Origin of the sequence: Pseudoxanthomonas sp. X-1 (assembly GCF_020042665.1) — a bacterium.
GTDB lineage: Bacteria > Pseudomonadota > Gammaproteobacteria > Xanthomonadales > Xanthomonadaceae > Pseudoxanthomonas_A > Pseudoxanthomonas_A spadix_A.
In genome coordinates, this window is the sequence record NZ_CP083376.1 from 3123636 (window position 1) to 3149900 (window position 26265).

Here is a 26265-nt window from a genome sequence, read left to right on the forward strand (position 1 = left end):
ATTACATCGGAGCCAATGCACACTTCGTGCCAGCTTCTTGCCAGCGGCGTGATGGTGGCGCGACCCCGCTCCGGGCCCCTGGACGTTCGCCCTTCCATGCCTGTGGCCCGAGCGAACGCGCGAGTATACGGATGCCCGCTCCGCCCGCGCGGCCGCGGGGTCCGGCGGCCTGCCGACTTTGAGACGCAGGCCTCAGCCCTTAGGCTAGCCGTGGTGAACGATGCCGCCGAGCCCGCCGACGACGCCCTGATGCTGGCCTACGCCGCCGGCGACGTGCGTGCCTTCGAGCAGCTCTACGCGCGTCATCGCGGACCGCTGTACCGCTTCCTGCTGCGCCAGCTGCGCGATGGCGCGCTGGCCGACGAGCTGTTCCAGGACGTCTGGCAGCGGGTGATCGGCGCGCGCGCCAGCTGGCAGCCGGAGGCGCGCTTCGCCACCTGGCTGTACCGGATCGCCCACAATCGCCTCAACGACCACTGGCGCGCGCTCCGGCACCGCCCGCCGGCGCCGGAGGACGCCGACGCGCGGACCGAACGGGTCGAGGATCCGGACACGCCGGAGCGGCAGCTCAGCGCGTTCGAGTCCCGCCGCGAGTTGCAGCGCGCGCTGGATGCGCTGCCCGACGAACAACGCGAGGTCCTGCTGTTGCGACTGGAACAGGAACTGACCCTGGAGGAGATCGGCCAGATCACCGGCGTGGGCCGCGAGACGGTCAAGTCGCGCCTGCGCTATGCGATGGACAAGCTGCGCACGGGGCTGGGCCGATGAACACGCCGCGCGAACCGCTGACGCCGGAAGAACGCGCCCTGGCCGAGCGCCTGGCCGCCGGCGATGCGCGGCGCGAGCCCGGTCCGGCGCTGGACGCGCGCATCCTGGCCGCGGCTCGCGCGGCCGTGGACGCGACCGCGCCCACGCACGCGGCGGGCCCGTCCCTGCCGCCCGCGCCCCCGGTCGCCCTCGGCGCGTCGCGTGCGCGCCGCCCGCGCCGACGCTGGTCGCTGGGCCTGGGCGTCGCCGCCTCGCTGCTGCTGGCCGTGACCCTGGCCTGGCAGCTGCGCCCGCAGCGCACGTCCCAGATCATTCACGAAGGCCCGGCGCCTGCGTCGACGACCACGCCGCTGCTGGTGCTGCCCACCGCGCCCGAGGCCGCGCCCGCGCCGGCTGAGGCCGAGGCAGACAGCGCGCCGCTTGAGGAAGCACACCCGGCGAACGCCGCGCGAGGCCGGGCCCCGCGCGACATCGCGTCCGTGCCCCCCCTGCCCGCGCCCCTGCCTCCGCCTCCGGAAGCGCCTGCCGTCGTGCCCGCCGAGCCGGCGCGCGTCCAGTCCCCGGAAGCGACCGCGCAGGCCGCGCCCAAGCCGTCGGCCTCCAATCGGGCGCAGGTCGACGCCGATTCGGCCGCGGCCGCGCCGGCGCGGAAGACTGAGCTCTACACGCCGCCTGCCCCGCCCGCCCCGCCCCCGCCGCCGCCGGCTCCCGCGGCCGTGCAGGCGCTGTCGCGCGAGGTCGAGCGCCAGGCCGAAACCGCCGCAGTACAGGAAGACCGCAAGCCCGAGGCCAGGCGCGCCGCGCCGCCGGCCGGCGAGGCCCTGCGCGCGCCCCAGGTCCAGGCCGCCGGAGACATTCCGCAGCCCCGCACCATCGACATGCCGCAGGATCAGGCGCCGCCGGCGCTGGAACGCGCCCTGGCCGAGGATCGCGCCCTGCCGCCGGCGCAATGGCTGCAGCGCATCCGCCGCCATCGCTTCGAGGGCGACGGCGCGCTGGCCCGCGCCAGCCTGGCCGCCTTCGTCCAGGCCCATCCCGAGCAGCGGATCCCCGAGGACCTGCGCGCGCTGCTGCCATGAGCGACACCTTGGCCGCGCCACTGCGGCACGAGCAGTTGGTCAAGCACAGCCGCTTCCTGGTCCAGGCCGGGCCGGTGGCGTCGGCCGACGACGCCATGGCCTTCATCGCCGCGGTCAGCGACGCCGATGCCACCCACAACTGCTGGGCCTGGCGCGTCGGCGAGGCGTTCCGCTCCAGCGACGACGGGGAACCCGGCGGCAGTGCCGGCCGGCCGATCCTGGCGGCGATCGACGGGGCCGGCTTCGACCAGGTCGCGGTGGTGGTCACGCGCTGGTTCGGCGGGATCAAGCTGGGCGTGGGCGGGCTGGTGCGCGCCTACGGCGGCAGCACCGCCAGCGCGCTGCGGCAGGCGCCGCGCGTGCCGCTGGTGGCGATGGCCGGCCTGGAGATCGGCTGCGGCTTCGACGACCTGGGGCATGTGCACGCGGCGCTGCTGGCGTTCGCCGCGCACAAGGACGCCGAGACCTTCGACGCCGCCGGCGCGGTGCTGCAGGTGCAGCTGCCGCTGGATCGCCGCCAGGCGCTGGAAGACGCCCTGCGCGAGGCCACCCGCGGTCGCGTGCGCTGCCGCGGCTCCGCACCGGCGCATTGAAAACCACGCGCGCCACCGCCACCCATGGCAGGATGCGCGCCCGGCCGGCCGCGGCGGCCTGACGCCTTCTCGCCGGCAACCGGCACGCGATCGGCCGGAGCGATCCCGGCGCTCTCTCCCTCACTGGCTGTCCGAACCGATGAACTCCCAAGCCCAGACGCTTCCCGCCACCGGCGCGCCGGCGACGCGCCCCAAGGCCAGGCTGGGCAGCCTGCGCGCGCTGTGGCCGTTCGTGCGCGCCCATCGCGGGCTGTTCGTGAGCTGGCTGATCGCGCTGGCGGTGGCCTCGGCCGCGACGCTGAGCCTGCCGTACGCCTTCCGGCAGATGATCGACCAGGGCTTTTCCAGCGGGGCGAACATCGATCGCGCGTTCCTGGGCCTGTTCGGCGTGGCCGTGGTGCTGGCGCTGGCCAGCGCCGCGCGCTTCTACTTCGTCTCGCTGCTGGGCGAACGCGTGGTGGCCGACCTGCGCCGCCAGCTCTACGCCCACCTGCTGGGCCTGGATGCGCAGTTCCACGACCGCACCCGCAGCGGCGAGCTGGTCTCGCGCCTGTCGGCGGACTCGGAGCTGCTGCGCAGCGTGGTCGGCAGCGCGATGTCGGTCGCGGTGCGCAGCGCGGTCACGGTGATCGGCTCGGTGGTGATGATGTTCATCGCCAGCCCGCACCTGGCCGCGTTCGCGCTGGTCGGCATCCCGGTGGCGGTGGTGCCCATCGTGCTGGGCGCGCGCAGGCTGGGGCGGATCGCGCGCGCCAGCCAGGATCGCGTGGCCGACGCCAACACCCTGGCCGGCGAATCGCTGGGCGCGGTGCGCACGGTGCAGGCGCATGCCCGCGAGCCCTACGAGCAGGCGCGCTTCGAAGCGGCGGTGGACGTCGCGGTGCAGACCGCGCGCAAGCGCATCCGCGCCCAGGCGATGGTCACCGCCGGGGCGATCACCCTGGTGTTCGGCGCGATCACGCTGGTGCTGTGGTCCGGCGCACACGACGTCATCGCCGGGCGCCTGAGCGCCGGCACGCTGGCGCAGTTCGTGCTGTACGCGCTGATCGGCGGCGGTTCGATCGGCTCGCTGGCCGAAGTGTGGAACGAGCTGCAGCGCGCGGCCGGCGGCATGGGCCGCATCGGCGAACTGCTGGACGAATCCGCGCACGTGCGCGCGCCCGCCCAGCCGCTGGCGCTGCCGCGCCCGCTGCGCGGACAGGTGCAGTTCGACCACGTCGCATTCCGCTATCCCACCCGGCCCGATGCGCCGGCGCTGGACGACTTCACCCTGGACATCGCCCCCGGCGAGACCGTGGCCCTGGTCGGCCCGTCCGGCGCGGGCAAGAGCACGGTGCTGTCGATGCTGCTGCGCTTCCACGACGTGAAGGCCGGCGCGATCCGCATCGACGGGCTGGACCTGCGCCAGCTCGACACCGCCGCGCTGCGCGAGCAGATCGCGCTGGTGCCGCAGGCACCGACGATCTTCGCCGCCAGCGCCGCCGAGAACATCCGCTACGGCAGGCTCGAGGCCACCGACGAGCAGGTGCGCGCCGCCGCGGTGGCGGCCGAGGCCGACGGCTTCCTGCGCGAACTGCCCGAGGGCTACGACAGCCAGCTGGGCGAGCGCGGCGCGCGCCTGTCCGGCGGCCAGCAGCAGCGCATCGCGATCGCCCGCGCGCTGCTCAAGGACGCGCCGATCCTGCTGCTGGACGAGGCCACCAGCGCGCTGGACGCACAGAGCGAGCGCGCCGTGCAGAGCGCGCTGGAGCGCCTGATGGCCGGGCGCACCACCCTGGTCATCGCCCATCGCCTGGCCACCGTGCTCAAGGCCGACCGCATCGTGGTGATGGACCGCGGCCGCATCGTCGCCCAGGGCACGCACGAGGCGCTGATGGCCCAGGGCGGACTGTATGCGGAACTGGCGCGGTTGCAGTTCATCGACTGAAGTCACCGTGTGCGGACGCACGGCGCGGCTCACGCGCCTTTACGGTGCGCGTTCGCAGGCTGGTCGCCTGTTTCCCGCACCGCGAGCCCGCCATGAGCCCCGCCGACAATTCCCGCATCCCCAAGGACATCGCCAAGGTCGAGCTGACCGAGGAATGGGAGCTGGCCTACTGGACCCGGCACTTCAACGTCAGCGAACAGGACCTGCGCGCGGCCGTGCAGGAAGCCGGCGACGCCACCGACCAGGTCAAGCGCCACCTCGAATCGCGCCCGCAGAAATCCTGATGCCCGCAGTGCGCACGGTCTCCAGGCGCGCGCGCCTGGGCGCGGCCGCAGGCGGCCTGGTGCTGCTGGCCGGCTGCGGCACGGCGCCGTCCCTGCGCACCGTGACTGCGAGCGCGACGGGGGCGACGTTCCTGCTGGTGGCCAACGCCGACGCCGTCGCCGGCGCGGACGAGGATCCACCGCTGTCTCCCGCAGGAGAGGCGCGCGCCGAACGGCTGGCGCAGGCGTTGGCGGACGCGCCGCTGGTGGCGATCTACACCGATGAGTTCAGGCGCACCCAGCAGACCGCGGCACCTGTGGCCGCGCAGCATCCGCGGGCCGAACGCCTGCGCTACTTCTCGCGGGGACCGGCGCAGGACAGCGCGCGCCAGTGGCGCTCGGCGTACGACCGCGACACGGTGCTGGTCGTGGCCCAGCCCGACACGCTGGCGCCGCTCGCCGACGCCCTGTGCGGATGCACCGTGCGTCCGATGCGCGCCGGGCAGGTCGACCGGCTGCTGCGCATTCACCTGCCCGCGCACGCCGCGGCGCAGGTGCAGGACATGCGCTACGGCGGGCCCGCGCCATGACCTCCTCGGTCTTCGCCGGCTGGGACGGCAGCATCCCCGGCGCGCGCGCGCTGCAGGAGCGGCTGGCCGCAAGCGTGCTGCTGGAGGATCGCGTGCCCGGGGCGCCGCGCACGATCGCCGGCTTCGACGTCGGCTTCGAGGACGAGGGCCGCGTCACGCGTGCCGCGGCGGTGCTGCTGGACGGCGCCACGCTGCAGCTGCTGGCCAGCACCGTGCAGCGCGTGCCGACCTCGATGCCTTACGTGCCGGGCCTGCTGAGCTTCCGCGAACTGCCCGCGCTGGTGCAGGCGCTGGAATCCCTGCCGCAGGTGCCGGACCTGGTCGTGGTCGATGGCCAGGGCATCGCCCATCCGCGCCGGCTGGGCATCGCCGCGCACTTCGGCGTGGTCACCGGCCTGCCCACCCTGGGCGTGGCCAAGCAGGTGCTGTGCGGGCGGTTCGAGCCACCCGGTGCGCAGCCGGGCGATCACACGCCGCTGATCCATCGCGGCGAGCAGATCGGCTGGGCCCTGCGCAGCAAGCTGCGCTGCAATCCGCTGATCGTCTCGCCGGGGTACGGCATGACGATGGACGGCGCGCTGGCCTGGACCCGCGCGCTGCTGCGCGGCTACCGCCTGCCCGAACCCACCCGCCTGGCCGACCGCCTGGCCTCACGGCGCGGCCCGATGCCGGGCGACACACCGCAGCTGCCGCTGGCCTAGCCGCGGCCTCGAACTCCGCGGTTGCCCCTCCCCTTTCGCGCAGCGAAGGGGGAGGCTGGGAGGGGGTGCTTTTGCTGTTGCCTTTCCCGCGAAGAGCACCCGTCCCCATCAGTCGCTAGCCGCGACTTCAAGCTCCCCTGGGCCTGCGGCCAAAGAGGAAGGAGCAGAACACGCGCGTCTACTTTCCACCCGAACTGCAACAATCCGTTGTGCGCGATCGTCAGGCCGCGCGCCCGGCCGGCATGCGATCCTGCCGGCCTTTCGAACCGGAGCCGACGCCCATGACCGCCACCGTCATCGAACCGCGCGTGCACGACCTGGGTGGATTCCAGGTCCGCCGCGCCGTGCCCACCGTGCAGGCGCGCAGCGTGGGACCGTTCGTGTTCGTCGATCACATGGGGCCGGCCGAGTTCGATGCCGGGCACGGCATCGACGTGCGCCCGCATCCGCATATCGGCCTGGCCACGGTCACCTTCCTGTGGGAAGGCGCCATCGGCCATCGCGACACGCTCGGCTCGGACACGATCATCCGTCCCGGCGACGTGAACTGGATGACCGCCGGCCGCGGCATCGCCCATTCCGAGCGCAGCCCGCAGGCCGAGCGGGTGGACCATGCGCCGCTGCACGGCATGCAGACCTGGGTGGCGCTGCCGAAGTCCGACGAGGAAGTCGCGCCGGAGTTCTACCACCATGCCGCCGCCACCCTGCCGCACTGGGACCAGCACGGCGCGCGCCTGCGCGTGATCGCCGGCCGCGCCTGGGGCCGCGAATCGCCGGTGCGCGTGTACTCGGATACGTTCAACGTCGCCCTGGACCTGGCGCCGGAGGCCGAACTGGCCATCGACGACAGCGCGGTCGAGCGCGCGCTCTACATCCTCGACGGCCAGGCGCAGCTGGACGGCAGCGACGTGCCGATGCGCCACCTGATCGTGCTCGAACGCGGCACCCGCCCGGTGCTGCGCGCCAAGACGCCGCTGAAGGCCATGCTGGTGGGCGGCGAGCCGCTCGATGGCCCGCGCCATCTGTGGTGGAACTTCGTGTCCAGCTCCACCGAGCGCATCGAGCAGGCCAAGCAGGACTGGCGCGAGGGCCGCTTCGGCCACATCGCCGGCGATCCGGAGTTCATCCCCCTGCCGGAACGTTGACGCGGCGCACAGTCCCCAAGGCGGCCGCATGCGGCCGGATGAACACGCAGGGCCGGGTTTGGCTTATGTTGCAATGCGATGCCGGCACGCGCCCAGGCGCGGCGGCATCGACTACACGACGCGTCGACCGGGCGGCCCGCACCAGCGTGCGGACGCGCAGGGGAGCTCCAGGGGTGCGCGGCATGGCCCGGGCGAGGCGTTCGTTTTCCATCCACCGCGCATCGCCCTGAAGCGATGCGCCCTGCGCATTGGGGATCGTTCGATGAAAGCCTGCCTTGCCTCCGCCGCCGGCCTGCTGCTGTCGCTGGCCGCCGCCGGCGCGTCCGCCCAGTCCACGGCCAGCCAGTCCACGGCCGCGTGTCCGCAGTTGCCGGCCGGCAGCGGGCTGCGCTGGGAACAGAGCGGCACCGCCGCGCTGGTGATCTGCAAGGCCCTGGACGACGGGGGGCAGCAGGCTTTCGGCGTGATGCTCACCACCAAGGAGCCGGACAAGCCGGCCGGCGCGCGCGAGGAGAAGACCGAGATCGACGGCCGCAAGGCGCGCTGGTACCACACCCGGATCGCCAACCGTCCCGACGCCCAGAACCGCATGGCGGTGATCGAGCTGGGCGACGAGCGCTGGGCGCAGCTGTGGATCGACGCCCCCAGCGAGGCCGCGCTGCAGGCGACGATGGCCACCGTGCGCAACCTGCGGTTCGACCCGGCCTCGATGGCCGACGCGAACCCGCGCCGCTGAGCCACCCCTGCAACAACGAAAAGGCCGCCTAAAGGGCGGCCTTTTCGCGTTGGGACCGCCATGATGGCGCAAACGCCCAATGATGATCTTGGCCCGTATCGATAGCCTTATCGCATGCGGACCAAGACTCCCTCCTCCCTGAAATGGCTTGTTGACCGTCGATCGCGAACCCTCGGCAGCAAGAAAGCGCAGTTACGCAAGGCCAAGGCCTCAATCGATGAGGCCGATCGCCTGAGACAGGTAGCGGCGAGCCTTCAAGCGGATCTGGACAGCATCGACAGAGTGCTATCGATGCATGAGGTTCCGTTGGACCCATCAATGATCGCGCCCAGGAAGACGCCGCAGGGCAGATTGCTGCCCTACGGCAAAGTGACACGGGGGATCTATGCGTGCCTACGAAAAGCTGAAGGCCGATGGTGCTCCACGACTGAGGTCTTGGTTTTTGTCGCACAAAGACAGGGGCTCTCAGTTTGCTCCGAGACCTACGCCCATGCCCGACTGGTCGTGCGTAGGAGGCTGAGAGCCTTGGCATACGCCGGCAAGATTCGCCGGCGGCCAGAGCCAAAACTCCATCTGGAAGCCTATTGGGCGCTAAACCCCAAAACCAGCCTAACGGCGCAGGTCCCGCCACCTGTTCAATAGGATTTCCGACCCTCGGTGGTGACCCTGGTAGTACCCGCGCCACCACCAAGAAAAGCCCGACGTCATGGCCCGGCGGAGAATGTCCTTTAGGAGCATGCTGAGCGGGATACGCCGACTGTCTTCACGCCATGCCATCTCGTTGGCCTTGTCGGCCAGGTAGGTGGGCGTCATCCGATGGGCGACGCCCAACTCGTGACGCCGCTGTCGAGTAAAGAAGGATTCCGCCTGATTTTCATTCACTCCATCAGACCTGACAAACATTCGGCCGTGATTGACTGGTTCGTGGTCGTGCGTCATGCCGAGGGGCGTATAGGCGGGATTCTCGTCGGTCCAGATAATGGCGTCTGGATCGACATACCGATCAACGAGTTCCCGCACGTCCGCTTCGTTTTCTGACAAGGCGACCGCCGTAATGGTTCGTGTCGCGCCCCTGCGGTGCGGTCCTTGTTGCCTGAGCACCATGACCACCCGCTTGTTCCTTCGCTTATCCCAATTCTGCTGGGTCATGCCTGCGGCATGCCATGGCTTCCGGCCTGGCATGGGGCGCCCCGTCAACCTAGCCGCAATCATCCTGTCGTTTCGGCGTCCTCGATGATTGGGCTTGCGAGGTTTGCCTCCGAAATAGCCGCCGTCGATCTCGACAATGCCCTTCAGCGGCGTTTCGTCCTGCGTCCGAAGCAAGGCCTCGCGCAGCTTGCCCAAGGTGACGTGCGCGGCCTTGGGGGAGTAGTCCCCTGAGCGACTGAGCTGCAGTCCTGCAAGCCCTTTGGGCGAAGTTACGTAGTGGAAGAGTGCCGCCAGGATGTGCTTGAGCGACTTCTTGTGGTTGGCGAACGCGGTACGCGAGGTAACTGTGAAATCGGTCCTGCAGGCCTTGCATCGCCATTGCTTCCGCCGCGCGCGCCAGTAATGGACGTCCCACGCCCCGCAAGCAGGACAGCCTTGATGGGTTAGCGAATCCCATCGGGCGAGGACATACATTTGGTGGACCTCATTATCTGACATCGCGTAGATCGCGCCGAGCGTGAGATCGCGATAAGCGGCGCTTCGTAGGTAGTGTTGGCTCATAGTTGGTGTCCGAGAGCCGTTCACGGGACGGCCGGGGCCCTCCGCGAGAACGGAAATCAAAAGACCGGGACAAGCCCCTCCTGCTCACGCCCGCAGGGCATGTTGACTTTGGTCAAAGGAGGGGTGCACTATGGCAAAACAGTCTTCAGCTGCTTGCCACAAGAAGCCCAGATCCCTGCCAGGGGAGCTGGGCTTTGTGCTTTCTGCCCAGATGAAATTGCGGTCACTCAGGTTTGGGCTGATCGATAGGCGTAGTCCTTCGTCGCGTCGAGAGGTGGGGCGCGTCTGCAGGCATTGGCCGGAGGCAAGCAAGAGACGACAGTGGTCGCGTCCGGAATGTACGGTCCGACGCCGCCCGAGTGTCTCAGTCCGCGGAAGGAAATGGAAGCTAAGTTATTGATTTGTATGTGCAAAATGTGTGCATTGTATGTGCATTGCACGTACACGAGCTTAGATCAGTGGTCTCGCACTTCTACGTCCCGATTTGTGAAAATCGTTTCGAGCGTCGCAGGGCTCATCTGGGTTCGTGTCGAACGGGACACCTGCTCCAAGGCAATCTCCATTCTGTAATCGTGGAAGAACCGAACTAGATCATCCTGTGAGACCGTTGCGGTCATCGAATTGCTCTTACCCACCAAGATGTGGACGATCAAGGCTAGCGGCCCTGTAAGCGCATGAAGAACGGCCGGATCGCGGGACCCAAGTTCGCAGTCTAAGACCTCAAGATCACGCGCAATTGAGTTAAGCCAGAAGTCCGAGAGTTGGCTAGGAAGCGCTGCATCAGCCGATTTGGATAAGATTTCTTCCTGCAACCGCTCCAGGTCCGTAGCAGGAAGCTCAGTGGTCATGCCCGCGGCCATCGATAAGGGATTTTAGACGGACGTGACGCTCGGGATCACGCCGACGACAGCTGATTCAATAGTCTCTAGCTTTTCATGGGGTCTTTTCGAGACCCCATGCGACGGGACTCGCCTCCAAGATGATCGTATAAAGCCGCGTCAAGCACTGGACCTTCCGAGCCGAGAGGTGCCACCGACGGTCTACAGATCTTACGTTCAAGCAGTTGCAAACTTTGAACCAAATTCTTCGACAGCCCAGGGACGCCGACAGCGCGATCTCACCCCATCCATGTCTGGAGGCGTAAGCTTGTCACTGAAGAAAACCAATTCATTCCCGACGCGCGCGTGCTCTTGCGCGCTATAGTGAAGTGCCAGATCGGTCGAGCGGAACGGCTTGTAGATTTCGCGAATAAGGTCGTGTGCGTCGTAAGACACTATCCAATGGCAAGGAAGCTTCGCAACCAAGCGGGCGAGCCGGCGATGATCGTCCTCTTCGTAAGCATTTAGATACAGTCCAGGACCTTTATCTACATATGGTGGGTCTAGGTACATCAAAGAACTTTCAGTCGCACGATCGCAATAGGAAGAGACCAGGTCACATGCATCTAAATTGGTGACCGCGATCCGACTCCGCAATTTTCCAATGCGTTCGATACGCCCAATCAAGTCGACCTTGTTCATTCGGGCATCTAAAGACCACTTGCCCGTTTGCTCTTTACCGCCGATCACCCCGCCTTTGAGGATGCCAGATCGGTTCGTTCTATTTAGGAAGAAAGTGGCGAATCCCAAGTCATGCAGGCTCGAAACATCAGAAGACCTGTAAATGGCTTTGCAGTCATACCAAGTCTCCATTGAGCACGGAGTTTCCTCAATTCGTGCGCACAGTCGGTCCGTATGATCTACAGCTTCTCGCCAGAAAGCGAACACTGCGCGGTCTAGATCATTGAGGTGTATCGCCGATACAACGCCTGCTCGCAGCAGCTCAATGGCCAGCCCCGCTCCGCCGCAGAACGGCTCAACATATGTACAGTCATACAAGTTGTTCTGCGCGATTAGGCGCTGGAAGTACTTGTATAACTTGGCTTTTCCGCCCGGATAGCGGAGAGGGGTGACGTTAGGCATCGTGCCAGTTCGTGGAAGTATGCACCTATTGTGCAGGAGCCTCGGGGTGTTGGCCACCGCCTCGACTGACTCGACGCCAAGCCAGTCGTAGCGCCGGTTCGATGGAGTCCCAAGTCGCTCTAACATGGTCTGGCGATAGGCTGACGTAGACATTGTGAGTCGCGTCACTCAATCCTTCGTATACACCCGCGTCTTTCAAGAGTGCGCGACCGATCGCAACTCTATCTGCAGGCTCGTCACTAATGCGAGGCTGCGACATCAGGTCCTGCGCCATAGAGCTGATGTTGTTCGTGAAATTTCCGGTAATGCGAAGCTCAAATCGACTCAGGTAAGTATGTGCTGTCAATTCTAGGAGCGAGCGCACCAAAAACGCACATGCATACGGTGCCTCGGAGACCTTAACCTTCCCCATCAACTCGTCATGGATTCGTCGGCACTTCTGTTGGTTGACCGGAAGTGGGCTTCGACGATCAATTAGATAGTGACGAACTCTTGGCGCCCGCGGGCGGGGTACTGCAGTTCCCCCCGGCAACGGCGTCCCCGTCGGCGGCGGCGGTTGGGGCCTCGGCATTATATTGGGGGTAGGCGTGCCTCCGGGTGATGCAGGCGAAGCGGCTGTGTTCGGCTCGTCATTGATCGAATCGGGATCGTCGTCAACGGCGTCTGCCTCAGTGGTGCCTTCAAATGCCCTGTAGATGGGCTCCAAATACCGAGCGACATCTTCGGTTAACTGGATGGTGCGTGAGGTAATTTCGCCAGAGGCGGTATCGTTTGCGATCCTAGCCCAGCCAAAGAGCGCGCGCGATGGGTTGATGCCCTCGTCATACGCATCCGTAGCTATGCGACCGCCGAACCTAGTGGTGAACTCCGTGCTTCCGGCAGCACGCTCGAAAGTCGAGATTGAAAATTCACTGGAATCGAGTTGGCCTAAAGTTTGCGAGTTGAGCAGCCCATCAACACGAAGGCGTGTTAGCAGCTTAAACGTTCCAGTGTCCTCGAACCTGGCTTGTTGCATCGGCGACCAAGCGCTTCGGCCAGCCCCCTCCAGCGCGCCCGTGTGCTTTAGGCGGATGAACGGGCGAGCTTCCTCTCGTGAATCAGCAAGAGCGACGTCAATTCTTGTTGAAATTTCGTCGATCGCATACTCGTTTCGGAGCGCATGCATCCGACGATTTAATGAAGCCGGCATGCCTATATCATCACGATCAAGCAGAGTGGGCTCGGTAAGTAGCTTGAGAGCTGTTACTCGCCTATTACCATCCAGCACGATGTAGCGCCCTGGAGCCTGCGGGTTAGCGATCACAATTAGCCGCTCGCTAGGATCTATGCTGGCGAGTTCGCAGATACTCTTGGCTAAGACATACACCTTTTCGCCAATGCGCTCGCCGATTCGCTCGGACTGCAGAATTTCCGAAATGGCTTGGGTCTGATGTTGCGCTGGATCGATCCTCGGGTTCCGAAGATCTAGGTCCAGTGTTGCGAGGTCAACAGTCAAGCTCTGCATATGGGCCCCTGGTCCGTCAGTATGTGCCCGCGCTGCAGGCCCCCACAGGTTAACCGATGGGAGTCACCGCTAAAGACGCTGGGAAAGCGGCTCAGCGCCGTTCGATGGCGGGCAGCATGGCGACCTCGGCGGAGAAAAGCGCGCTTGGGCAATCCAGCCTTGCTCGGAGCCTGGCAAGACCGGTGGGCACTCGGATGTTGCTGGTGGAGGGGCGTCGACCTTAAGCGTTTGGACAGCGCGGCTAATTGCGATCGCCAATCCCACAGACTAGGGGCGTTTGCGCCATCAGGGCGCGTTGGGACAGCCGCGCAGGCGGCTTTCCGAGTGGCCCGCTCTAGAAGCGGCCCTCCTGGAAATCGACGAAGGCCTGCATCAGCTCCTGGCGGGTGTTCATGACGAACGGGCCGTGGCGCACCACCGGCTCGCGCAGCGGGCGGCCGGCGACCAGGATCACGCGCGCGCCCTGCGCGCCGGCCTGCAGGACCAGCGACTCCCCGCCGCCGAGCACCGCCAGCGTGCGGCTGGGCAGTTCGCGTGCGCCGTCGCCCTCGCCCACCGTGACCTCGCCTTCGTAGGCATAGGCGAAGGCGTTGTGGCCTGCGGGCAGGGCGTAGGTCCAGCGCGCGCCGGGCGCGAGCGCGATGTCCAGGTACAGCGGGTCGGTCGCCGGCTGCACGATCGGCCCGGTCACTTCGCCGACCGCACCGGCGATCACCTTGACCTCCACGCCGGCCGACGGGGTGGCCACCGGGATGCGCTCGGGGGCGAACTCCTGGTACCTGGGCGCGGTCATCTTGTCCTTGGCCGGCAGGTTGACCCACAGCTGGAAGCCGCGCATGCGGCCGGATTCCTGCTCGGGCATCTCCGAATGCACCAGGCCGCGCCCGGCGGTCATCCACTGCACGCTGCCCGGGGTGAGCAGGCCTTCGTTGCCATGGTTGTCGCGGTGGCGCATGCGCCCGTCGAGCATGTAGGTCACCGTCTCGAAGCCGCGGTGCGGGTGCTCGGGGAAGCCGGCCAGGTAGTCCTCGGCCTTGTCGGTGCCGAACTCGTCCAGCATCAGGAACGGATCCAGGTCCGGCAGTTCGGGCGTGCCGATCACGCGGGTCAGCTTGACCCCGGCGCCGTCGGACGCGGGCATGCCGCGCACGGTACGGACGATGCGGGCCGCATGGGCGGTGTCGTTCATGGCATTACTCCAGAAGGCTTGCGTCTGGCCAGATGATGGCGACGCCGCGCGGCCGACAGTACCGCCACGCCGCGCAACGATCCATTGCGGCTGACGACGGCCGGTGCTGGAGCCTGCCTGAAGGAGTTCTTTGCGACGCGCGGAGAAGCGGGCAAGTCGAAGATACGAACGCTGGCTCGGCGAGCGGACTTCGCCGACCAGCCTCGACCCGGCCGGGCCTGGGCTCCTCGGCTCGGTCCGCCATCCTGGCAGACTCGCCGCCGCGGGCCATCCGTGGCTCGCTCTCCGCCAGGCCCCGGCCGGGTCGAGGCTCTGCGACGGATCGATCGAGACTTCTTTTGACTTTCGGCCCAACGTCTCCGGACGTGATGCGCGCGGCAGCGGTCCGGCGGGCGGTGGCCGCGACGAGCGAGGCAGGACGCCGAGGCCCGAATCAGGGCAGGATGCCCTGATTGAGGGAAAAGCGGCCACCGCCCGCCGGACCGCTGCCCCTCCGAAGTCAACAAACTCACAGACACACCGAGGTTCCTTGATCAGGAGCAGGGCCATAAAAAACCCCGCCGAAGCGGGGTTCAAGAAAACGGTGCGAGTTCGGCTTCTTCAGGTGGCCGGGGTGATGTTGGACGCCTGCGCGCCCTTGGGGCCCTGCGTCACCTCGTAGCTCACGCGCTGGCCTTCCTGCAAGGTGCGGAAGCCTTTGGCGTTGATCGCGGTGTGATGCGCGAAGACATCGGCGCTGCCATCTTCCGGCGCGATGAATCCGAAGCCCTTCGCATCGTTGAACCACTTGACGGTACCGTACGGCATAGCTCTCTGTATCCCCAGATTTGGATCGGTGGTGTTGCGCTGCCAGGTAGCCGCGCGTGTCCGAGTATGCAAAGACGCGCGGAGCTTGACAATCACCCGCGCGCCAGTTCGCCCACCAGCTCGGCCATGCCCGAGGACGCCGCCTCCACGTTGGCCAGCACCTCGGCCATGGTGATCTCCTCGCCGGTGCCGCAGCCGGCGGCCCAGTTGGCCACGATCGCCAGGCAGGCGTAGTCCAGGCCCAGCTCGCGCGCCAGCCCGGCTTCGGGCATGCCGGTCATGCCGACCAGGTCGCAGCCGTCGCGCTTCATGCGCGCGATTTCCGCCTTGGTTTCCAGGCGCGGGCCCTGGGTGGCGCCGTAGCAGCCGCCGTCGACCACCTTGACCCCCGTCACCCGCGCCGCGGCCAGCACCTTGTGGCGCAACATTGGCGTATAGGGATCGCCGAAGTCCACGTGCAGCACCTGGCCGCCCTCCTCGCACAGCGTGGAGATGCGGCCCCAGGTGTAGTCGATGAGCTGGTCCGGGCAGGCCAGCACGCGCGGGCCGAAGCGCTCGGTGATGCCACCGACGGTGTTGAGCGCCAGCACGCGCATGGCGCCCAGCTGCTTGAGCGCGGCCAGATTCGCGCGGTAGTTGACCTTGTGCGGCGGCAGCGAATGGCCCTCGCCATGACGCGCCAGGAAGGCCACGCGCCGGCCCAGCACCGTGCCCACGCGGACCGGACCGGAGGGCGCGCCGTAGGGCGTGTCGACGTGGCGGGTTTCCACGTCGTCCAGCGTGGCCAGCTGGTACACGCCGGTGCCGCCGATGACGGCCAGGTCGATGCGCTGGCTCACGCGCCCTCCTTCATCGCGTAGATGGCCGGCAGGTTGCGCAGGTGCTCGTGCACGTCCATGCCGAAGCCGAACACGTAGCGGTCCGGCACTTCGACGCCGACGTAATCGGCCTTGACCTCGGCCAGCGCGCGGTCGTGGCGCTTGACGGTAAGCGCGGCGATGCGCACGTCGGTGGCACCCTGCTCCAGGCACCACTGGCGCACCGCCAGCAGGGTCAGGCCTTCGTCGAGGATGTCGTCCACCAGCAGCACGCGGCGGCCATACAGCGCGGTGGCCGGGCGATGCTTCCAGACCAGTTCGCCACCCTCGGTCTCGCCGCGGTAGCGCGTGGCGTGCAGGTAGTCGTACTGCAGGTCCAGGCCGCGCAGGCCCAGTTCCAGCGAGAGCTGGCCGGCGAACGGCAGGCCGCCGTGCATGATGGTCAGGAACACCGGCACCTCGCCGGCGTAGTCGCGCGCGATGGCGTCGGCCATCCTGGCGATGGCGGCATCGATGGTCGGGCGATCCACCAGCAGGTCGGCGTTGGCCAGGGCCTGGCGGATGGTCGGAGCGGTGTTGGACATCAGGCGGTTCCCTTGGAGGAGGACAGGCGCGCGAGCGCGGTCTGGTGGCGCGTGTCGGCCAGCAGGCCTTCCCACGCGCGCGGGCCGCGGCCGATCAGCCCGATCAGCGCGGCGGTGTTGAGAGAACGGCCCTCGACGGCGCGCAGCGCCTCGTCGACGACCTCGGGATGGCAGGCCAGCACTACGTCGCAACCGGCGTCCAGGTGCAGCGCCACGCGCCTGGCGACGCCGCCGGCGGCATGCGCGGCGGCCATGGAGATGTCGTCGGAGAACACCACGCCGCGGAAGCCCAGGTCCTCGCGCAGCAGGCGCACCCAGCGCGGCGAATAGCCGGCCGGCTCCGGCGCCACCGCCGGATACACCACATGCGCCATCATCACCGCGTCGGCCCCGGCGTCGATGCCGGCGGCGAAGGGCACCAGGTCCTGCGCCTGCAGCTCGTCCAGCGGGCGCGGATCGGTGGCCACATCGACGTGGGTGTCCTCCAGCACGGTGCCGTGGCCGGGGAAATGCTTGAGCGTGGCCGCCATGTCGGCCGCGTGCATGCCGGCCACGTAGGCGCGGGTGAGCGCGGCTACCACCTGCGGGTCGGCGGCGAAGGCGCGGTCGCCGATGGCGCGGTTGCCGCGGCCCAGGTCGACCACCGGGGCGAAGCTCAGGTCCACGCCGCTGGCGCGCACCTGGCTGGCCATCAGCCAGGCGTGCTCACGCGCCGCTTCCAGCGCGCCGGCCGGATCGGTCGCGTACTGCGCGCCGAAGCTGGCCAGCGGCGGCAGCGCGGCGTAGCCGTCGCGGAAACGCTGCACGCGCCCGCCTTCCTGGTCCACGCACACCAGCAGCGGACGCGGGGCCGCCTGCCGGATCGACGCGCTCAGCGCCGTGACCTGCTCGCGCGAGGCGAAGTTGCGCGCGAACAGGATCACCCCGGCCACCGCATCGTGCTGCAGCCAGTCGCGTTCCCGGGGGGCCAGTTCGGTGCCGGCCAGGCCGATCACGAGCATTGGGTCGAGACTCCGTGGGCCGCGCGGTCGCGCGGGATCGAAAGATTGTCGCAGAAGCACCGGTCCGCTGGCGTCCCGAGGCCCGCGACACGGGGCTTCGGGGCGCGCAGGGGTTCAGCCCGCGGGGGCCGCGGCGGCCTCGCCGGCGCGCTCGGCCGCGCTCCATTGCGCGTAGGGCCGGTCGGCCAGGGCCAGGTTGTAGTAGCGCGGCTGGTCGGTGACCTCCGCGCCGAGCCAGGCGGGACGTTCGAACGGCTCGTCGGCGTGGGCCAGCTCGATCTCGGCCACCACCAGCCCGGCGTTGTCGCCGGCGAACGCGTCGATCTCCCACAGGTGCGCACCCACCTGCACCAGGTGCCGGGTCTTCTCCACGCGCCCGCCCACGCACAGCCGCAGCAGCGCCTGGGCGTCGGCGACGGGGATCGGATACTCGAACTCCTGGCGGGTATGCCCGAGCTGGCGCGACTTGATGTTCAGCGCGGCCGCATCGCCCTCCAGGCGCACCCGCACCGAGGCCAGCTGCGCGCCGCCGGACACCACCGACAGGTCGTTGAGATAGCCCTGCGCCATCGGAATGGCGCGATGCGCCGCCGCGCGCCACCCCTCGTTAGCCAGCAGGAACTTGCGTTCGATTTCGATGCCCATGGCGTTGCCTGTGTGTGGGGGGACAAGGAGGTGCGTCTACTCTTGCCCCCTCCCTTTTGCGCGCAGCGCAAAGGGGAGGGTTGGGGTGGGGTCGCTTTTGCTCTTGCTCGTGCTTGGCCGCGAAGAGCACCGCCTCCCCCCGCAATCGCTAGCCGCGATTTCGAGCTCCCCTTCGCTGCGCGATACGGAGGGAGCGGAGTCACTCCCGCTCGAACAGCGCGATCGACTCCACGTGCGCGGTCTGCGGAAACATGTCCATTGCGCCAGCAGAGACCAGCCTGAAGCCGCATTCGTTGACCAGATAGCCCGCATCGCGCGCCAGCGAGCCGGGATGGCAGCTGACATAGACGATGCGCGAGAACTGTTGCAGCGGCAGCTGCCGCAGCACGTCGATCGCGCCCGAGCGCGGCGGGTCCAGCAGCAGCTTGTCGAAGCCCGCGCGCATCCACGGGGCGTCGCGCTGGTCGGTGGTCAGGTCGGCGGCGAAGAACTGCGCGTTGGACAGGCCATTGCGCTGCGCATTCTCCTGCGCGCGCGCCACCAGCCCGGCCTCGCCCTCCACACCGACCACCTCGCCCACCAGCCGCGCCAGCGGCAGGGTGAAGTTGCCCAGCCCGCAGAACAGGTCCAGCACGCGCTCGCCCGGCTGCGGATCCAGCAGCGCGAAGGCATGCGCGATCATCTTCTCGTTGAGCTTGCCGTTGACCTGGATGAAATCCAGCGGCCGGAACGCCAGCTCGATGTCCCACGGCGCCAGCCGGAAGGACAGCGGCACCTGCGCCGGCCACAGCGGATGCACGGTGTGGTTGCCGCCCGGCTGCAGGAAGATGGCGAAGTCCTGCTCCTGGGCGAAGGCGGTCAGGATGTCCAGGTCGTCCTGCACCAGCGGCGCCAGGTGGCGCACGACCAGGGCGATGGCCGCATCGCCGGCGATGAACTCGATCTGCGGGATGTCCGCGCGCCCGGCCAGGCGGTCGATGCACTGCGCCAGCGCTTCGATTCTGAAGCCGATCTGCGGGATCAGCGTATGGCACTCGCGCAGGTCCGCGACGAAGCGCGGGTCCTGCTCGCGGAAGCCCACCAGGGTCTTGTCCTTCTTTTCCACGCGCCGCACCGAGAAGCGGCCCTTGCGCCGGTAGCCCCAGCTGCCTTCATGCAGCACCGGCAGCACGCTGGCCGGCGCGACATGGCCGATGCGCGTCAGGTTCTCCAGCAGTGTGTGCTGCTTGTAGGCGATCTGCTTGGTCTCTTCCAGGTGCTGCAGCACGCAGCCGCCGCAGGTGCCGAAATGCGGGCAGCGCGGCGTGACGCGGTCGGGCGAGGCCTGGAGCACCTCGAGCGTGCGCGCCTCGTCGAAGTGCTTGCTGCGCGCGGTCTGCTCCACCCGCACGCGCTCACCCGGCAGCGCGCCGGTGACGAACACGGCCTTGCCCGACTCGCCGGGCACGGCCGGGGGGCGGCGGGCCACGCCGCGACCGTCGTGGCTGAGGTCGTGGATGTCCAGTTCGAAGGGGGTCTTGTCGATGCGCGGGGAACGGGCCACGTGGCGATGAGCTGCGTGCGGGGAATCGCGTATTGTCGCAGATGCGCCGGGGCCGACGCCCGGCGCGGCCCGCCGCCGCGAAAGGAGCCCGCATGGCCCCCACCCCCCATATCCTGCTGGTCGAGGACGATCCCACCACCGGCGAGTTCATGCGCGCCGCGCTCGAAACGCTGCCGGCCACGGTGTCCATCGCGCGCAGCCAGGCCGAGGCGCTGCGGGCCGAGGGCCGCTTCGACCTGTGCCTGGTCGACGCCAACCTGCCCGACGGCCGCGGCGATGCCCTACTGGCGCGCCTGCGCGCGCGGCAGCCGGCGCTGCCGGCGCTGGCACATACCGCCGACCCCTCGCCCAGCCTGCACGCCGCGCTGTGCGCCTCGGGCTTCGCCGCGGTGGTGGTCAAGCCAGTCGGCGCGGCCTCCCTGCGCGAGGCGGCGCGCGACGCGCTGCACGCGCGCACGCCGCCGGAGACCGCGACCATCCGCACCTGCAGCGACGAGGTGCCGGTGTGGGACGACGCGGCGGCGCTGGCGGTGCTGGGCGGCAACGTCGAGCATCTGCGGACCCTGCGCGGGCTGTTCCTGCAGGAGCTCGACGCCCAGGCCGCCGCGATCGAGGCCGCCCTGGCCGCCGACGACCTGCCCGGCGCCCACCAGCAGCTGCACCGCCTGCGCGCCAGCAGCGGCTTCGTCGGCGCCGCGCGCCTGCACGCCGCTGCCAAGACCCTGGACGCCAGCCTCCCCGACCGCGCCGCCCAGGCCGAATTCCACGCCGCCTGGCAACAGACGCGCGCCTGAGCGCCGCGGCGCCGAAGCTGCCCTTCTGGAAGCTTCTCGGTGGGAGTTGCTCGGTGGGAGCCGCCATGGCGGCGATGAGGCTTTCCCGGTAAGGCGCCTCGCCGCCATGGCGGCTCCCACCGAGCGAATCAGGGGGCGCCTTCGCCGGCGGTGGGCGTCGCCCGGCGCGGCAGCGCAGCCAGCATGTCCCAGGACTTCAGGCCACGGGCGCCCAGGTGGTGGGCCAGCAGCTGGCGCATCGCCCGGCGCAGGTCGGCCAGGTCGGCCGCCTCGGGCTGGACGTCGGAGGCCAGCGCCAGCAGCGCGCGGCCGCTGGGGGCCGCGGCGCGCTCGCCGCTGCGCTCGCTCAGCAGGCGGCGCGGGCCGTGCTCGGGGTCCAGGCGGTAGCGCGCGGCCGGGTCGACCGGCGCGCCGTCGCCGTCGTGATCGAACACCAGGCCGAAGCCGATCGCCTCGAGCAGGTCGCGCTCGAACCGGCGCAGCGACCACCCCAGCGGTTCGTCGTGGGCCAGGCGCGCGCGCACCCGCGCATAGGCCAGATACAGGTCCGGCAGCGGGTCCTGGCGCGGGGCCAGGCGCAGCACCAGCTCATTGACGTAGAACGCGGCGAGCATCGCATCGCCCTGCAGGCGCGGCGCGGCATCCAGCGCCTCGGCACCGGTCAGCCGCCCCAGCTCGCCGCGCAGCTGCGCTTCGAGCCGTATGTGCTGCAGCGGCTGCAGCGCCGCGCGCAGCACCTGCTTCTTCGGACCCTGCACGCCGCGCGCCACCACGCCCAGCCGCCCGTGGCCGGCGGTCAGCACCTCGACCAGCAGGCTGGTCTCGCGCCAGGGCCGGGCGTGGAGGACGAAGACCGGCTCGGCGATCAGCTGCATGGGGGCAGACGCGCGCGGAGCGACGTCGGCGATGAGCAAAAGCCAGCGACACCCAGGGCGCCTGCAGTCGCGCGACGGGTTGTGCGCCCAGGCGGCTTCTCGCTGCTCACTTCGCTTCGCCCGCTCCCCTACTCGTACCCGAACGCCTTCAGCGCGGTCTCGTCGTCCGACCAGCCCTCGCGCACGCGGACCCAGGTCTCCAGGAACACCTTGCGGTCGAACAGGTGCTCCATCTGCTGGCGCGCCTTGCTGCCGATGTCCTTCAGGCGCGCGCCGCCCTTGCCGATGACGATGGCCTTCTGGCTCTCGCGCTCGACCCAGATCACCGCGCCGATGCGCAGCATGTTGCCGTCCACGGTGAAGTGCTCGATCTCGGTCGTGGTGGCGTACGGCAGTTCGGCGCCGAGCTGGCGCATCAACTGCTCGCGCACCAGTTCGCCGGCCAGGAAGCGCTCGCTGCGGTCGGTGATCTCGTCCTCGCCGTACATCGGCGGCGCTTCGGGCAGCTGCGCCAGGATGTCGCGCACCAGCGCGTCCAGGCCACTCTTCTTCAATGCCGAGATCGGGTGCACCGCGGCGAAGCTGCGGCCCTCGCTCACCTGCGCCAGGAACGGCAGCAGCTCGGACTTGTCCTTGAGCCGGTCGACCTTGTTGATCACCAGCACGACCGGGATCTTGGTGTCGCTGAGCACGTTGTAGGCCAGCGTGTCGGTCTCGTCCCAGCGCCCGGCCTCGATCACCAGCAGGCCGGCATCGACCCCCTCGAGCGCGCCGCGCGCGGCGCGGTTCATGACCCGGCTCATGGCCGAGGCCGAGTACTTGCCCTGCTGCTTGTGCAGGCCGGGCGTATCGACCAGCACGATCTGCCCTTCCGGAAAGGTCGCGATGCCCAGCAGGCGGTGGCGCGTGGTCTGCGGCCGGCTGGAGGTGATCGATACCTTGGCGCCGACCAGCGCGTTGGTCAGGGTGGACTTGCCGACGTTGGGACGGCCGATGACCGCAACGCTGCCGCTACGGTGGGGCTTGGACTCGTTCATGGGGACAGCTTAGGACGTGTGGACGGGGGCGATGTGTACGGAGGTGGCGAACGGGGCGGTCGGCCAACAGAGCGCGGGACCGAACCGCGGGCCGGCGCGGGCGATTACTTGCGCGGCAGCTGGGCGATCACGGCGGCGGCGGCGGCCTGTTCGGCGGCGCGGCGCGAGCCGCCCTCGCCCTCGGCCGACAGCGCGGGGTCGGTCAGCACGCAGCGCACCTGGAAATGGCGCGCGTGCTCCTCGCCGCTCTCGGAGACCAGCTCGTAGCTGGGCAGCGCCTTCTGCCGGCCCTGCAGCCATTCCTGCAGCCGGGTCTTGGGGTCCTTCTCCGGCTTGCCGACCGGCAGCGCGGCCAGGGCCGATTCGAACCAGGGCAGCACGCAGGCGCGGCAGGCCTCGAAGCCGGCATCCAGGTAGATCGCGGCCACGACCGCCTCCAGCGCGTCGGCCAGGATCGAATCGCGGCGATGGCCGCCGGACTTCAGCTCGCCCGGGCCCAGGGTCAGGCGCGCGCCCAGGTCCAGTTCGCGCGCCAGGGTCGCCAGCGAGCCCTCGCGCACCAGCTCGGCGCGCGCGCGGGTCAGCGCGCCCTCGTCGGCCTTGGGCCAGCGCTGGAACAGCGCTTCGGCGATCAGCAGGTTGACGATGCTGTCGCCGAGGAACTCCAGCCGTTCGTTGTGGACCGCGCCGGCGCTGCGATGGGTCAGCGCCTGGGCCAGCAACTGCGCATCGGCGAAGACATGGCCGATGCCCGCACCGCCAGCCGAAGGCTCAGCCTTCGCCACCACCGCTCCGCACGATGTCCTGCGAGGTCTCGAACTTGCCGACGACGTCCAGGTTGCCGACCATCGGCCGGCGCACTTCGTACTGCACGTGCAGGTTCCAGCCGTTGCTGATGCGCTTGAACTTCACGTTCTCCGGCTTGACGTTCTCGGAGTAGTTGATGTCCAGGCGGCGGAAGAACAGGTCCTGCAGCCGCGCCGGATCCATGTCGGCCGAGCCGGACTGTTCGGCCAGGCCCTTGGCCGCGGCCTTGACCGAGTAGAACTCCTGGTACATCGGGAACAGCTTCATGCCGATGTAGGCGGCGAATCCGACCACCGCCAGCGTGATCACAAAACCGATCAGCGTCATGCCGCTCTGGTTGCGCTTCATGTCCTTCCCCTCATCCCCTGTGGAACCGCGTCACTCGATCCGGGTCCCGATGCGGGAGGGATCGAACCCGTTCTTGCAGAACCAGCCCTCGCAGTTGAGCCAGATCACGAACGCCTTGCCGCGCAGGTTGGCTTCGGGCAGGAAGTGCGTGTCCGGCCACAGGCGGCTGTCCTCGCTATTATCACGATTGTCGCCCATCACGAAATAGTGACCCGCCGGCACCGTCCAGGTGCCCTCGCCCACGTAGTGACCCAGGTCTTCGTAGAGGGTGTGGGTCTTGCCCGGCAGGTCTTCCTGCAGCAGGGTCACCCGGTCGCTGCCCGGCGGCAGGCCGCGGCCGGTGTAAGTGCCCAGCGGCTTGTACTGCACCGGCACGCCGTTGATCGCCAACGTGTTGCCGGAGAAGGTGATGGTGTCGCCCGGCAGGCCGACGATGCGCTTGACCCAGTTGTTCTCCGGATCCATCGGCGGCTTGAACACGACCACGTCGCCGCGCTTGGGCTCGCCCAGCGGCAGGAACTTGGTGTTGGTGATCGGCAGGCGCAGGCCGTAGGAGAACTTGTTGACCAGGATGAAGTCGCCGATCAGCAGGTTGGGCATCATCGAGGCCGACGGGATCTTGAACGGCTCGGCCACGAAGCTGCGCAGGATCAGCACGATCGCCAGCACCGGGAAGAACGCCTTGGAGTAATCCACCAGCACCGGCTCTTCGTCCAGCAGGCCGGCCTTGGCGGCGCGGCGCTTGGCCAGGAACAGCTTGTCCAGCAGCCAGATGAAGCCGGTCAGCAGGGTGAGCACGACCAGGATTGTTTCGAACCAGACCATCGCTTGTCCTTATCGCGCGATGCGGCGGGCACCGCGCGTACTTGCACAAAACTAGGGCGGGCCATGCGACCCGCCCCGCCTGCAGCCGGCGCCCGCGCCGGCCTGCCTCTTACTTGCTGTCCACCTGCAGCACGGCCAGGAAGGCCTCCTGCGGGATCTCCACGCGGCCGACCTGCTTCATGCGCTTCTTGCCTTCCTTCTGCTTTTCCAGAAGCTTCTTCTTGCGCGTGATGTCGCCACCATAGCACTTGGCCAGCACGTTCTTGCGCATGGCCTTGACCGTGGAACGGGCGATGATCTGCGCGCCGACGGCGGCCTGGATGGCCACGTCGAACATCTGCCGCGGGATCAGTTCCTTCATCTTCTCGCACAGCTCGCGGCCGCGGCGATCGGCCTGGCTGCGGTGCACGATCAGGCTCAGCGCATCGACCTTGTCGCCGTTGATCAGCGTGTCCAGGCGCACGAACGGGCCGGCCTGGAAGCGCAGGAACGAATAGTCCAGCGAGGCATAGCCGCGCGAGACCGACTTGAGCTTGTCGAAGAAGTCCAGCACCACCTCGGCCATCGGCAGTTCGTAGCTGATCTGCACCTGGCTGGCTAGGTACTGGATGCCGATCTGCACGCCGCGCTTTTCCTCGCACAGCTTGATGATGTTGCCGATATAGGCTTCCGGCGTGAGGATGTTGGCGCGGATGATCGGCTCGCGCACCTCCTCGATCAGGTTGGACTGCGGCAGCTTGGCCGGGTTGTCCAGCGAGATGATGCTGCCGTCGGTCCTGAGCACCTCATAGACCACCGTCGGCGCGGTGCTGATCAGGTCCAGGTCGTACTCGCGCTCCAGGCGCTCCTGCACGATCTCCATGTGCAGCATGCCCAGGAAGCCGCAGCGGAAGCCGAAGCCCATCGCCTCGGAGCTTTCCGGTTCGAAGCGCAGGGCCGCATCGTTCAGGCGCAGCTTCTCCAGCGCCTCGCGCAGGGCCGGATAGTCCTCGGCATTGGTCGGGAACAGGCCGGCGAACACGCGCGGCTGCATCTCCTGGAAGCCCGGCAGCGGCTTGGGCGCGGGGTCCGCGGCCAGGGTCAGCGTGTCGCCGACCGGCGCGCCGTGCACGTCCTTGATCGAGGCGGTGATCCAGCCCACCTCGCCGGCACCCAGCCTGGGCAGCTCCTTGCGCTTAGGCGTGAACACGCCGACCTTGTCCACCTCGTGGGTGCGGCCGGTGGACATCACCAGGATCTTGGACTTCGGGCCGATCTCGCCCTGCATCACGCGCACCAGCGAGACCACGCCCAGGTAGTTGTCGAACCACGAGTCGATGATCAGCGCCTGCAGCTTGTCGGTGTCGCGCGGCTGCGGCGGCGGGATGCGGTGGACGATGGCCTCCAGCACCTGCTCCACGTTCAGGCCGGTCTTGGCGCTGACCGCGACCGCGTCGGTGGCGTCGATGCCGATCACCGCCTCGATCTCGGCCTTGGCCTTCTCGATATCGGCGGTGGGCAGGTCGATCTTGTTGAGCACCGGCACCACTTCCAGGCCCTGCTCGACGGCGGTGTAGCAGTTGGCCACCGACTGCGCTTCCACGCCCTGGGCGGCATCGACCACCAGCAGCGCGCCCTCGCAGGCGGCCAGCGAGCGGCTGACCTCGTAGGAGAAGTCCACGTGGCCAGGGGTGTCGATGAAGTTCAGCTGGTAGGTCTGGCCGTCCTGCGCCTTGTATGGCAGCGAGACGGACTGGGCCTTGATCGTGATGCCGCGCTCGCGCTCGATCGGGTTCGAGTCGAGCACCTGGGCCTCCATCTCACGGGCCTGCAGACCACCGCACAGCTGGATGATGCGGTCGGCCAGGGTGGACTTGCCGTGGTCGACGTGGGCGATGATCGAGAAATTGCGGATGTTCCGCATCGAAGCGGGCGATTCAGGCGGCATGGGGGCGGCGGGCGGGGGCCGTCGAAGGGCAAACGGGGATTATCGCATGGCCGCCGCCGCCCCGCCGTCCGGCCCCGGCACCGGGATC

Annotated in this window: 27 protein-coding genes; 10 read left to right on the forward strand and 17 right to left on the reverse strand. The window is 68.5% G+C overall.

The features are described from left to right. The first annotated feature begins 213 nt into the window (after positions 1–213). From LAJ50_RS13925 to LAJ50_RS13965, 9 genes are all read left to right on the forward strand, one after another. Positions 214–768, forward strand: coding sequence for an RNA polymerase sigma factor (locus tag LAJ50_RS13925; RefSeq protein WP_130549772.1), 555 nt, complete (start codon positions 214–216; stop codon positions 766–768). Further along, positions 765–1847 carry a hypothetical protein gene (locus LAJ50_RS13930; RefSeq protein WP_224096326.1) on the forward strand — a complete coding sequence of 361 codons (1083 nt, stop codon included), beginning with the start codon at positions 765–767 and terminating at the stop codon, positions 1845–1847. Before LAJ50_RS13925 ends, LAJ50_RS13930 begins: the two co-directional genes overlap by 4 nt. Beyond that, a complete protein-coding gene (locus LAJ50_RS13935) occupies positions 1844–2440 on the forward strand; it encodes a YigZ family protein (protein WP_138655184.1) in 597 nt (198 codons plus the stop codon). The genes LAJ50_RS13930 and LAJ50_RS13935 overlap by 4 nt, the downstream gene beginning before the upstream one ends. Before the next feature lie 139 nt (positions 2441–2579). Then, positions 2580–4367: an ABC transporter transmembrane domain-containing protein gene (locus LAJ50_RS13940; RefSeq protein WP_138655186.1), complete on the forward strand. Its 1788-nt coding sequence runs from the start codon at positions 2580–2582 to the stop codon at positions 4365–4367. Positions 4368–4459: 92 nt separating this feature from the next. Continuing rightward, complete coding sequence (locus tag LAJ50_RS13945) at positions 4460–4651, forward strand: DUF3606 domain-containing protein (protein WP_130549776.1); 192 nt, start codon at positions 4460–4462, stop codon at positions 4649–4651. After that, positions 4651–5220, forward strand: coding sequence for a histidine phosphatase family protein (locus tag LAJ50_RS13950; protein WP_171044684.1), 570 nt, complete (start codon positions 4651–4653; stop codon positions 5218–5220). Before LAJ50_RS13945 ends, LAJ50_RS13950 begins: the two co-directional genes overlap by 1 nt. Beyond that, positions 5217–5921, forward strand: coding sequence for a deoxyribonuclease V (gene nfi, locus LAJ50_RS13955; protein WP_138655190.1), 705 nt, complete (start codon positions 5217–5219; stop codon positions 5919–5921). The genes LAJ50_RS13950 and nfi overlap by 4 nt, the downstream gene beginning before the upstream one ends. A gap of 281 nt (positions 5922–6202) precedes the next feature. Then, on the forward strand, positions 6203–7066 hold the full coding sequence (locus LAJ50_RS13960; protein ID WP_138655192.1) for a pirin family protein: 864 nt from the start codon (positions 6203–6205) through the stop codon (positions 7064–7066). A 262-nt stretch (positions 7067–7328) separates the two neighbouring features. Further along, on the forward strand, positions 7329–7802 hold the full coding sequence (locus LAJ50_RS13965) for a hypothetical protein (protein ID WP_138655194.1): 474 nt from the start codon (positions 7329–7331) through the stop codon (positions 7800–7802). Between the two features lie 609 nt (positions 7803–8411). Here the strand turns inward: LAJ50_RS13965 and LAJ50_RS13970 are convergent. From LAJ50_RS13970 to rlmD, 11 genes are all read right to left on the reverse strand, one after another. After that, the gene (locus tag LAJ50_RS13970; RefSeq protein WP_138655196.1) at positions 8412–9512 is read right to left on the reverse strand and encodes an IS1595 family transposase; all 1101 of its coding nucleotides are present in this window, start codon (positions 9510–9512) and stop codon (positions 8412–8414) included. 455 nt (positions 9513–9967) lie between these two features. Then, positions 9968–10360: a hypothetical protein gene (locus tag LAJ50_RS13975; protein ID WP_138655198.1), complete on the reverse strand. Its 393-nt coding sequence runs from the start codon at positions 10358–10360 to the stop codon at positions 9968–9970. A 207-nt stretch (positions 10361–10567) separates the two neighbouring features. Beyond that, the gene (locus tag LAJ50_RS13980; RefSeq protein WP_138655200.1) at positions 10568–11473 is read right to left on the reverse strand and encodes a DNA adenine methylase; all 906 of its coding nucleotides are present in this window, start codon (positions 11471–11473) and stop codon (positions 10568–10570) included. A gap of 25 nt (positions 11474–11498) precedes the next feature. Further along, positions 11499–12977, reverse strand: coding sequence for a ParB/Srx family N-terminal domain-containing protein (locus tag LAJ50_RS13985; protein ID WP_138655202.1), 1479 nt, complete (start codon positions 12975–12977; stop codon positions 11499–11501). A 334-nt stretch (positions 12978–13311) separates the two neighbouring features. Further along, a complete protein-coding gene (locus tag LAJ50_RS13990) occupies positions 13312–14166 on the reverse strand; it encodes a pirin family protein (RefSeq protein WP_138655204.1) in 855 nt (284 codons plus the stop codon). A gap of 600 nt (positions 14167–14766) precedes the next feature. Further along, entirely contained in the window at positions 14767–14973 is a 207-nt protein-coding gene (locus tag LAJ50_RS13995) for a cold-shock protein (RefSeq protein WP_130520125.1), read from the reverse strand. A 92-nt stretch (positions 14974–15065) separates the two neighbouring features. Then, positions 15066–15812 carry an S-methyl-5'-thioinosine phosphorylase gene (locus LAJ50_RS14000; protein WP_138655206.1) on the reverse strand — a complete coding sequence of 249 codons (747 nt, stop codon included), beginning with the start codon at positions 15810–15812 and terminating at the stop codon, positions 15066–15068. Continuing rightward, positions 15809–16375 (reverse strand): hypoxanthine-guanine phosphoribosyltransferase, encoded by a 567-nt coding sequence (locus LAJ50_RS14005; protein WP_130549783.1) that lies wholly within the window; start codon positions 16373–16375, stop codon positions 15809–15811. The genes LAJ50_RS14000 and LAJ50_RS14005 overlap by 4 nt, the downstream gene beginning before the upstream one ends. Continuing rightward, positions 16375–17376: a beta-N-acetylhexosaminidase gene (gene nagZ, locus LAJ50_RS14010; protein ID WP_138655208.1), complete on the reverse strand. Its 1002-nt coding sequence runs from the start codon at positions 17374–17376 to the stop codon at positions 16375–16377. The genes LAJ50_RS14005 and nagZ overlap by 1 nt, the downstream gene beginning before the upstream one ends. A 114-nt stretch (positions 17377–17490) precedes the next feature. Continuing rightward, the gene (locus tag LAJ50_RS14015; protein WP_138655210.1) at positions 17491–18021 is read right to left on the reverse strand and encodes a CYTH domain-containing protein; all 531 of its coding nucleotides are present in this window, start codon (positions 18019–18021) and stop codon (positions 17491–17493) included. A gap of 199 nt (positions 18022–18220) precedes the next feature. After that, positions 18221–19564: a 23S rRNA (uracil(1939)-C(5))-methyltransferase RlmD gene (gene rlmD / locus LAJ50_RS14020; RefSeq protein WP_138655212.1), complete on the reverse strand. Its 1344-nt coding sequence runs from the start codon at positions 19562–19564 to the stop codon at positions 18221–18223. A 92-nt stretch (positions 19565–19656) separates the two neighbouring features. Here rlmD and LAJ50_RS14025 point away from each other — a divergent pair, with 92 nt between their 5' ends. Next, positions 19657–20358, forward strand: a complete 702-nt coding sequence (locus LAJ50_RS14025) for a response regulator (RefSeq protein ID WP_171044685.1) — start codon at positions 19657–19659, stop codon at positions 20356–20358. Positions 20359–20486: 128 nt separating this feature from the next. Here the strand turns inward: LAJ50_RS14025 and recO are convergent, their stop codons facing one another. From recO to lepA, 6 genes are all read right to left on the reverse strand, one after another. After that, positions 20487–21233 carry a DNA repair protein RecO gene (gene recO / locus LAJ50_RS14030; RefSeq protein WP_224096327.1) on the reverse strand — a complete coding sequence of 249 codons (747 nt, stop codon included), beginning with the start codon at positions 21231–21233 and terminating at the stop codon, positions 20487–20489. Between the two features lie 128 nt (positions 21234–21361). Then, complete coding sequence (gene era / locus LAJ50_RS14035; RefSeq protein WP_130549789.1) at positions 21362–22270, reverse strand: GTPase Era; 909 nt, start codon at positions 22268–22270, stop codon at positions 21362–21364. 104 nt (positions 22271–22374) lie between these two features. After that, a complete protein-coding gene (gene rnc / locus LAJ50_RS14040) occupies positions 22375–23055 on the reverse strand; it encodes a ribonuclease III (RefSeq protein WP_130549790.1) in 681 nt (226 codons plus the stop codon). After that, complete coding sequence (locus LAJ50_RS14045; RefSeq protein ID WP_130549791.1) at positions 23042–23425, reverse strand: DUF4845 domain-containing protein; 384 nt, start codon at positions 23423–23425, stop codon at positions 23042–23044. Before LAJ50_RS14045 ends, rnc begins: the two co-directional genes overlap by 14 nt. A 30-nt stretch (positions 23426–23455) precedes the next feature. After that, on the reverse strand, positions 23456–24250 hold the full coding sequence (gene lepB / locus LAJ50_RS14050; RefSeq protein WP_130549792.1) for a signal peptidase I: 795 nt from the start codon (positions 24248–24250) through the stop codon (positions 23456–23458). Positions 24251–24359: 109 nt separating this feature from the next. Beyond that, positions 24360–26153, reverse strand: coding sequence for a translation elongation factor 4 (lepA, locus tag LAJ50_RS14055; protein ID WP_138655413.1), 1794 nt, complete (start codon positions 26151–26153; stop codon positions 24360–24362). Positions 26154–26265: the final 112 nt, after the last annotated feature.

Coding starts and splice junctions, on each gene's coding strand:
- LAJ50_RS13930 (WP_224096326.1), top strand. CDS start 765: ATGAACACGCCGCGCGAACCGCTGACGCCGGAAGAACGCGCCCTGGCC.
- LAJ50_RS13935 (WP_138655184.1), top strand. CDS start 1,844: ATGAGCGACACCTTGGCCGCGCCACTGCGGCACGAGCAGTTGGTCAAG.
- LAJ50_RS13940 (WP_138655186.1), top strand. CDS start 2,580: ATGAACTCCCAAGCCCAGACGCTTCCCGCCACCGGCGCGCCGGCGACG.
- LAJ50_RS13945 (WP_130549776.1), top strand. CDS start 4,460: ATGAGCCCCGCCGACAATTCCCGCATCCCCAAGGACATCGCCAAGGTC.
- LAJ50_RS13950 (WP_171044684.1), top strand. CDS start 4,651: ATGCCCGCAGTGCGCACGGTCTCCAGGCGCGCGCGCCTGGGCGCGGCC.
- nfi (WP_138655190.1), top strand. CDS start 5,217: ATGACCTCCTCGGTCTTCGCCGGCTGGGACGGCAGCATCCCCGGCGCG.
- LAJ50_RS13960 (WP_138655192.1), top strand. CDS start 6,203: ATGACCGCCACCGTCATCGAACCGCGCGTGCACGACCTGGGTGGATTC.
- LAJ50_RS13965 (WP_138655194.1), top strand. CDS start 7,329: ATGAAAGCCTGCCTTGCCTCCGCCGCCGGCCTGCTGCTGTCGCTGGCC.
- LAJ50_RS13970 (WP_138655196.1), bottom strand. CDS start 9,512: ATGAGCCAACACTACCTACGAAGCGCCGCTTATCGCGATCTCACGCTC.
- LAJ50_RS13975 (WP_138655198.1), bottom strand. CDS start 10,360: ATGACCACTGAGCTTCCTGCTACGGACCTGGAGCGGTTGCAGGAAGAA.
- LAJ50_RS13980 (WP_138655200.1), bottom strand. CDS start 11,473: ATGCCTAACGTCACCCCTCTCCGCTATCCGGGCGGAAAAGCCAAGTTA.
- LAJ50_RS13985 (WP_138655202.1), bottom strand. CDS start 12,977: ATGCAGAGCTTGACTGTTGACCTCGCAACACTGGACCTAGATCTTCGG.
- LAJ50_RS13990 (WP_138655204.1), bottom strand. CDS start 14,166: ATGAACGACACCGCCCATGCGGCCCGCATCGTCCGTACCGTGCGCGGC.
- LAJ50_RS13995 (WP_130520125.1), bottom strand. CDS start 14,973: ATGCCGTACGGTACCGTCAAGTGGTTCAACGATGCGAAGGGCTTCGGA.
- LAJ50_RS14005 (WP_130549783.1), bottom strand. CDS start 16,375: ATGTCCAACACCGCTCCGACCATCCGCCAGGCCCTGGCCAACGCCGAC.
- nagZ (WP_138655208.1), bottom strand. CDS start 17,376: ATGCTCGTGATCGGCCTGGCCGGCACCGAACTGGCCCCCCGGGAACGC.
- LAJ50_RS14015 (WP_138655210.1), bottom strand. CDS start 18,021: ATGGGCATCGAAATCGAACGCAAGTTCCTGCTGGCTAACGAGGGGTGG.
- LAJ50_RS14025 (WP_171044685.1), top strand. CDS start 19,657: ATGGCCCCCACCCCCCATATCCTGCTGGTCGAGGACGATCCCACCACC.
- recO (WP_224096327.1), bottom strand. CDS start 21,233: ATGCAGCTGATCGCCGAGCCGGTCTTCGTCCTCCACGCCCGGCCCTGG.
- era (WP_130549789.1), bottom strand. CDS start 22,270: ATGAACGAGTCCAAGCCCCACCGTAGCGGCAGCGTTGCGGTCATCGGC.
- LAJ50_RS14045 (WP_130549791.1), bottom strand. CDS start 23,425: ATGAAGCGCAACCAGAGCGGCATGACGCTGATCGGTTTTGTGATCACG.
- lepB (WP_130549792.1), bottom strand. CDS start 24,250: ATGGTCTGGTTCGAAACAATCCTGGTCGTGCTCACCCTGCTGACCGGC.
- lepA (WP_138655413.1), bottom strand. CDS start 26,153: ATGCGGAACATCCGCAATTTCTCGATCATCGCCCACGTCGACCACGGC.